The organism is Mesorhizobium sp. WSM4846, assembly GCF_055811415.1.
The window spans coordinates 25,784-31,890 of sequence record NZ_JBVVPZ010000060.1 but is presented as its reverse complement, the minus strand read 5'-3'; the positions used below and the strand labels follow the sequence as shown (position 1 = coordinate 31,890).

At 63.9% G+C, this 6,107-nt stretch carries 5 protein-coding genes; 1 reads left to right on the top strand and 4 read right to left on the bottom strand.

Annotated elements, in window-relative coordinates; translation table 11 throughout:
- Nucleotides 1–375: 375 nt before the first annotated feature.
- Nucleotides 376–807 (top strand): TerB family tellurite resistance protein, encoded by a 432-nt coding sequence (locus AC0L15_RS30655; RefSeq protein WP_091598288.1) that lies wholly within the window; start codon nucleotides 376–378, stop codon nucleotides 805–807.
- A 22-nt stretch (nucleotides 808–829) separates the two neighbouring features.
- Here AC0L15_RS30655 and AC0L15_RS30650 read toward each other — a convergent pair whose 3' ends face one another.
- The 4 genes from AC0L15_RS30650 to AC0L15_RS30635 form a co-directional block, all read right to left on the bottom strand.
- Nucleotides 830–2,494, bottom strand: a complete 1,665-nt coding sequence (locus AC0L15_RS30650; RefSeq protein ID WP_473498067.1) for an ABC transporter ATP-binding protein — start codon at nucleotides 2,492–2,494, stop codon at nucleotides 830–832.
- Nucleotides 2,491–3,360 (bottom strand): ABC transporter permease, encoded by an 870-nt coding sequence (locus AC0L15_RS30645; RefSeq protein WP_128182832.1) that lies wholly within the window; start codon nucleotides 3,358–3,360, stop codon nucleotides 2,491–2,493. The genes AC0L15_RS30650 and AC0L15_RS30645 overlap by 4 nt, the downstream gene beginning before the upstream one ends.
- Nucleotides 3,357–4,304, bottom strand: a complete 948-nt coding sequence (locus tag AC0L15_RS30640; protein WP_473498065.1) for an ABC transporter permease — start codon at nucleotides 4,302–4,304, stop codon at nucleotides 3,357–3,359. Before AC0L15_RS30640 ends, AC0L15_RS30645 begins: the two co-directional genes overlap by 4 nt.
- Before the next feature lie 259 nt (nucleotides 4,305–4,563).
- Nucleotides 4,564–6,042 (bottom strand): ABC transporter substrate-binding protein, encoded by a 1,479-nt coding sequence (locus AC0L15_RS30635; RefSeq protein ID WP_473498063.1) that lies wholly within the window; start codon nucleotides 6,040–6,042, stop codon nucleotides 4,564–4,566.
- Between the last annotated feature and the right edge of the window lie 65 nt (nucleotides 6,043–6,107).

The window sequence follows — 6,107 nt, the reverse complement described above, 5'->3', positions numbered from 1 at the left end:
TCCTCCCGGCGAAGGAGAAAACTGTCACCCATGCAATCAGTCCATTCTGTTACCTATCTATCCGGTTCGGACACCGGGCACTTCTCCCCGTATAGGGACGGGGAGAAGAGGGCGGTGGCGACCTCGGTGAACATTCTGCAACGCTGGTGATTGGCGAAACCTTCGATGGGAGCGCCCCTCTCCCGTCACTATACGGGGAGAGGATGCCGGCAGGCAGGTGAGGGGCAGCGCCAATGGCCGGAAAAGGGTGAGGAGCCGAATTTCAAAACCTGAAAGCAATTGCCCAAGCAATTGCCCCTGTCGAACCACAGCCGACCATTTGCGCAAGGCCGATTCCGCGCTACCTATTTGCAACGAATCGGAAAGGGGTCGCTGATGGCATTCGCGTTGCTGGACCAGATACGCTCGATCTTCGACGGCGACCCCGGCGTGCGCAAGGTCGCGGACGATCCGGTGCTGTCGGCGGAACTGCTGATGCTGTTTCGCATGATTTTGGCCGACGGCACGGTCAACGAGAGTGAAATGGCCGCCTTCAGGCGCATCTGCCGGGAAGCCTTCGGCATTCCGGAAGCCAGCATCGACAGCGTCATCGAATATCTCAACGAGTTCGGCTATGAGACCAACGGCTCGCAAGCCATCGCGCAGTTCCGTGACCTCGACGTCGAGAGGCGCAGCCTGCTTGCCCGCCATATGGCCGAGATCGCCAAGGCCGATTCGCAACTTGCCGGGACAGAGATGCAGCTCTTGCGCCGCACCCTCGACTTGCTCGACATCAGCCCCGCCGATGTGGTGAAGGCCGAAGAGTAAGTCTCTCCCGACGGTCGGCTGTTCACCCCTGTTCCTGTAACCGCCGGGCAATCGCGCGGTGCAGGTCCGGGGCCGCAGCGACCAGCGCCTTCGCGGCTTCGGACTGCGGATGGTCGAGAACCTCGCTCGTCTTGCCGCGCTCGACGATCTTGCCGGCATGCATGATCATCACCTGGTCGGTGATGGCGCGGGCAACGGTCAGATCGTGGGTGATGAACAGATAGGCAACGCCGAGCTTCTGGTTGAGCTCGGCTAACAGATCGAGAATCTGGGCGCGGATCGAGACGTCGAGCGCCGAGACCGGCTCGTCGGCGACGACCAGCTTGGGGCGGGTGATGATGGCGCGGGCGATCGACAGGCGCTGGCGCTGGCCGCCTGAAAATTCGTGCGGATATTTGTCCATGTCGCGTGGACCAAGGCCGACCTCGTGCAAGGCCCTTGCCACCATCTCGCGCCGCTCTGCATTCGTCGGCCTTTTCTCCAGGACATGCAGTGGCTCGGCGACCAGTTTTTCCACCTTCTGGCGCGGATCGAAGGAGCCGTAAGGGTCCTGGAACACCACCTGCATGTCGCGGCGCGCCGGCTTGAGCTCCGCCTCGCTCTTGCCGGTGATGACTTCGCCGCGAAACCGGATCGTTCCCGATGTCGGCCCGTCCAGCGCCAGGACCATGCGGGCAAGCGTGGACTTGCCGCAACCGGAACGCCCGACCAGCGCCACAGACTGCCCGGGATCGATCGAGAACGAGACATCGTCGACGGCGCGGGTCGGAACCGCGCGCTTCAGCAGCGATTTGCGCCGTCCCGGATAGTCCCGCGTCACGCTCTCGACCTGAAGAAGAGGTCTGGCTCCCTGAAGAAGAGATTTGGCAGCCTGGAACTGGGGGTTGTCTTGGCCGACTTCGTGCGTCCTGGCACGCGCCGGCACATGCATCGAGGCCTGCGCCAGCTGCCGCGTGTAGGGATGAAGCTGCTCGGACAAGGTGCGCGCCGTGTCGCCGGCCTCCATCACTTCGCCGTGGCGCAGGATGGTGATGCGCTCCGCCATTTCGGTCACCACCGCGAGGTCGTGCGAGATCAACAGCAGACCCATGCGGTTTTCTGCGACCAGGTCGCGCAACAGGTCGAGGATCTGCGCCTGCAGCACGACGTCGAGCGCCGTCGTCGGCTCGTCGGCGATCAGCAGTTTTGGTTTTAGCGCGCAGGCAATGGCGATGACGACACGCTGGCGCTGGCCGCCGGAAAGCTCGTGCGGATAGCGCGACAGCGGGAATTGCGCTGAGGGCAGGCCGACCCGGTCGAGCATTTTTCGAGCGCGGTCCTCGGCGTCGGCGCGGCTTGCCCTGGTGTGCCAGCGTATGCCTTCGGCGACCTGCTCGCCAATCGTCTTGACCGGGTTCAGCGCCGTCATCGGTTCCTGGAAAACCATGCCGATATCATCGCCGCGCAGCGCGCACATCTGGTCTTCGCTGGCCACAAGGATGTCGATGCCGTCGAAGGCGACTCGCCCGCTGGCGCGCGCCGCCCAGGGCAGAAGCCGCATCACCGTCAGCGCCGTGATCGATTTGCCCGAGCCGGATTCGCCGACCAGTCCCATCACCTCGCCGGGCGCGACGGAGAGCTCGACATCCCTCAGGATCGGCGTGTCGCCGATCGTCAGCGACAATCTCTCGATTTCGAGCAGGCTCATCGCTGCCGCCGCGATTTGGGGTCGAGGATGTCGGCAATACCGTCGCCGAGCAGGTTCAGTCCAAGCACGGTGACGACGATCGCCATGCCTGGAAAGATCGCCATCCACGGCGCCATCCCCATGCGCGTCTGGGCGTCGAACAGCATCCGCCCCCAGCTCGGCATCGGCGGCTGTGTGCCGAGCCCGACATAGGAAAGCCCGGCTTCGGCCAGGATGCCGAGCGCGAACTGGATGGTGCCTTGCACCAGGAGCAAAGTGACGATGTTGGGCAGCACGTGCTCCAGGGTGATCAGCGTTTTGCCTTTACCGGCGGCGCGCGCGGCGAGGATGAATTCGCGCGGCCATATCGCCAGCGCGCCGGCCCGGGCGACGCGGGCGAAGACCGGGATGTTGAAAATGCCGATGGCGATGATGGCGTTGAGCGCGCCCGGGCCGAAGATGGCGGTGATCATGATCGCCGACAGCAGGGCAGGGAAGGCGAAGACGAGATCGTTCAGCCGCATCACCGCCTCGTCGACGACGCCGCCGCGCGCCGCGGCAAGGGCGCCGAGCGGCACGCCAACGCCCATGCCGATACCGACCGCCACCAGCGCCACGGCGATCGAATTGCGGGCCCCGACCATGATCATGGAAAAAATGTCGCGGCCGAAATGATCGGTGCCGAACCAGTGCGCCGGCGAGGGTGCCTGGGTCTTGTCGGCGATGATCAGCCTGGTGACGTCAAAAGGCGTCCAGAAGAACGAGACGATGGCGACCGCCGCCACCAGTGCAGTGATGACGAAGCCGGTGAGGAACGAGCGGTTGGTGAAAGCCTTGACGAGGATGTCGGCAAAATTTTCCTCCGGGATGTCGAAGCGCAGCGTCATTGGCGGCTTCTCAGACGCGGATCGACGACCGCATAGGAGAGATCGACAAGCAGGTTGACGGCGATGACGGTGGCGACCAGCAGCATGACGACGCTTTCGACGACGATCAGGTCGCGCTGGGTGATCGCCTGGAACACCAGCCGGCCGAGGCCCGGGAGATAAAAGACGTTCTCGATGATGATGGTGCCGGCGAGCAGGAAGGCGAACTGCAGGCCGAGAATGGTCAGCACCGGGATCATCGCGTTGCGCAGCGCGTGCCGCCACAGCACCGCGCGATAGGGCAGGCCCTTGGCGCGGGCAGTGCGGATATAGTCCTCGCTCAGCACTTCGATCAGCGCCGAGCGGGTGACGCGGGCGAGGATCGCCGCTTGCGGCAGAGCGAGCGCGATCGCCGGCAGGACCAGCGATTTCAGCGCCGGCCAGACGCCGGCGCTCCATCCCGGGAAGCCGCCGGCCGGCACCAGCCGCAGCCAGACGGCAAACAGGTAGATCAGCATCAGCGCAAACCAGAAGTTCGGCACGGCAACACCAAGCTGGGCGGCGCCCATCGCGATCGTGTCGCCGGCCCGCCCGTGCCGGCCGGCGGAAAACAGCCCGACCGGAATGGCGATGATGGTGGACAGCGCCAGCGCGATCAGGGCCAGCGGCAGCGACACCACGATGCGCTCGCGGACCAGGTCGATGACCGGCACCGAATAGGTGTAGGAACGGCCGAAATCGAGCCTCAGCAAGCCGCCGGCCCAGTGCAGATAGCGCGCGGCGAGCGGCGCGTTGAGACCCATCTGGTTGCGCAGCAACTCGACCTGGTCGGCGCTGGCGTTCATGCCCAGCATCAGCCGCGCCGGGTCGCCGGGAATGATCTCCAGCACGGCGAAGACCACCATCGAGGCCAGGACCAGCGTGATGAGCGCGATGGCAAGACGCTTGAGGAGATAGGCGGTCATGAGAGTCGGGGGGCCGAAGGTACGCTCAGCGCGGCAACTGGATGAAGGTCGCGTTCCCGCCAACCCCCCTCTGTCCTGCCGGACATCTCCTCCGACAGGAAGGAGATCGAGCTCTCATCGCTGCTTTCGCTAACCACTAGCGTTGCAAGGTCAGCGCCGGCGCGGAAACTGCCAATCTCCCCCCTTGAGGGGGAGATGTCCGGCAGGACAGAGGGGGGTGCCACCGGCTGCAAGCTTCGCCCCTTTGGCCAGCAGCCCCTCACTCCGTCCACTTCACCTTGGTCAAATCATTGGCCTGGATCGGCGCATTTGCCCAAAAACCCTCGAGCTTGGCGTCCCAGACGCCGACTTTCGGCAGTTCGTAGAGGAAGCCGACCACGGCATCATCGGCCAGTATCTTCTGCGCCTCGCCGAGCAGCGTCATGCGCTTGGCCTCATCGGAGGTGAGGTTCAGGTCGGCGATGATCTTGTCGAAGGTCGGGTTGTCGTAGTTGAAGTAATAATCCTTGCGCGAATAGATATCGATGTCGTTGGGCTCGGTGTGGGAAACGATGGTCAGGTCGTAGTCCTTCCTGGTGAAGACCTGGTCCAGCCACTGCGCCCATTCCACCGGCACGATCTGCAGATCGATGCCGACGTCGCGAAGCTGCGACGCGATGATCTCGCCGCCAAGTCGCGCATAGGGGGGTGGCGGCAGTTTCAGCGTCGCCTTGAAGCCGTTCTCCAGGCCGGCTTCCTTCAAGAGTTCCCTGGCCTTCTCGACATTGTGCGGATAGAGACCGGTGAGGTCGACATAGGCCTTGTTGGCGGGCGACATATGCGAGCCGATCGGCACGCCAAGGCCGGCCGAGGCGCCGTCGATGATCGCCTTGCGGTCGAGCGCAAACGAAACCGCCTGCCTGACCTGCAGCCGGTCGAAAGGCGGCTTCTTGTTGTTCATCGAAAGGATGGTCTCACCCTCGGTCGCGCCGATCACCACCTTGAAGCGCGGGTCGCCCTGGATCTGGGCGACGCTGTCGGGATCGAAGAAGGGGAAGGCCTGAACATCGCCGGAAAGCAGCGCCGGAACGGCGGCTGCGGCATCCGTGACGATGCGGAACTCCGCCTTGTCGAGGGACACCGGGGCACCCCAGTAAGCGTCGGACTTGATCAGCGTGATCGACGAGCCCTTGGCCCAGTTCTGGAACTTGAACGGGCCGGTGCCGACAGGCTTTTCCTTGTTGGTGTCGGCTGTCTCCGGCGCGACGATGACCGCATCGCCCCAGCTCATATTGTAGAGGAACGAACTTTGCGGATTCTTCAGCGTGATCCTGACCGTCGCCGGATCGACCATTTCGACCGTATCGATGGCGGCGAACAGGCCCTTTTGTGCGTTGACGGAGTTGTCGGCACGTGCGCGATCGAGCGAGAATTTGACGTCGTCGGCATTGAAGTCGGTGCCGTCATGGAATTTCACGCCGCTATGCAGCTTGAAGGTGTAGACCTTCCCGTCGTCGGAAACGGTCCAGCTTTCGGCGAGAGCCGGCAGCACCTCGCCGTCCGCACCGATGCGGGTCAGCCCCTCGAACACATTGGCGTAAAGCACCTCGTCGATCGCCGCCGCAGCGCCGGCGGTCGGATCGAGATGCGGAGGCTCGAGCGTGATGCCGATGACCAGATCGGTCCGCGCGGCAAGCGCCGAAGCGCCGTTGGCCAGCACCAGGGCCGCAGCGGTGAGAATGGCTTTCCACAATTTCATCGTGCAACTCCCGATATGCTCAAAAACATGCTCGAAACCCGGTGGATAGAAGCGTGATTTCACCG

Excerpts from the sequence above, each read along its gene's own strand:
- AC0L15_RS30655 (WP_091598288.1), top strand. The coding sequence starts at position 376 with ATGGCATTCGCGTTGCTGGACCAGATACGCTCGATCTTCGACGGCGAC.
- AC0L15_RS30650 (WP_473498067.1), bottom strand. The coding sequence starts at position 2,494 with ATGAGCCTGCTCGAAATCGAGAGATTGTCGCTGACGATCGGCGACACG.
- AC0L15_RS30645 (WP_128182832.1), bottom strand. The coding sequence starts at position 3,360 with ATGACGCTGCGCTTCGACATCCCGGAGGAAAATTTTGCCGACATCCTC.
- AC0L15_RS30640 (WP_473498065.1), bottom strand. The coding sequence starts at position 4,304 with ATGACCGCCTATCTCCTCAAGCGTCTTGCCATCGCGCTCATCACGCTG.
- AC0L15_RS30635 (WP_473498063.1), bottom strand. The coding sequence starts at position 6,042 with ATGAAATTGTGGAAAGCCATTCTCACCGCTGCGGCCCTGGTGCTGGCC.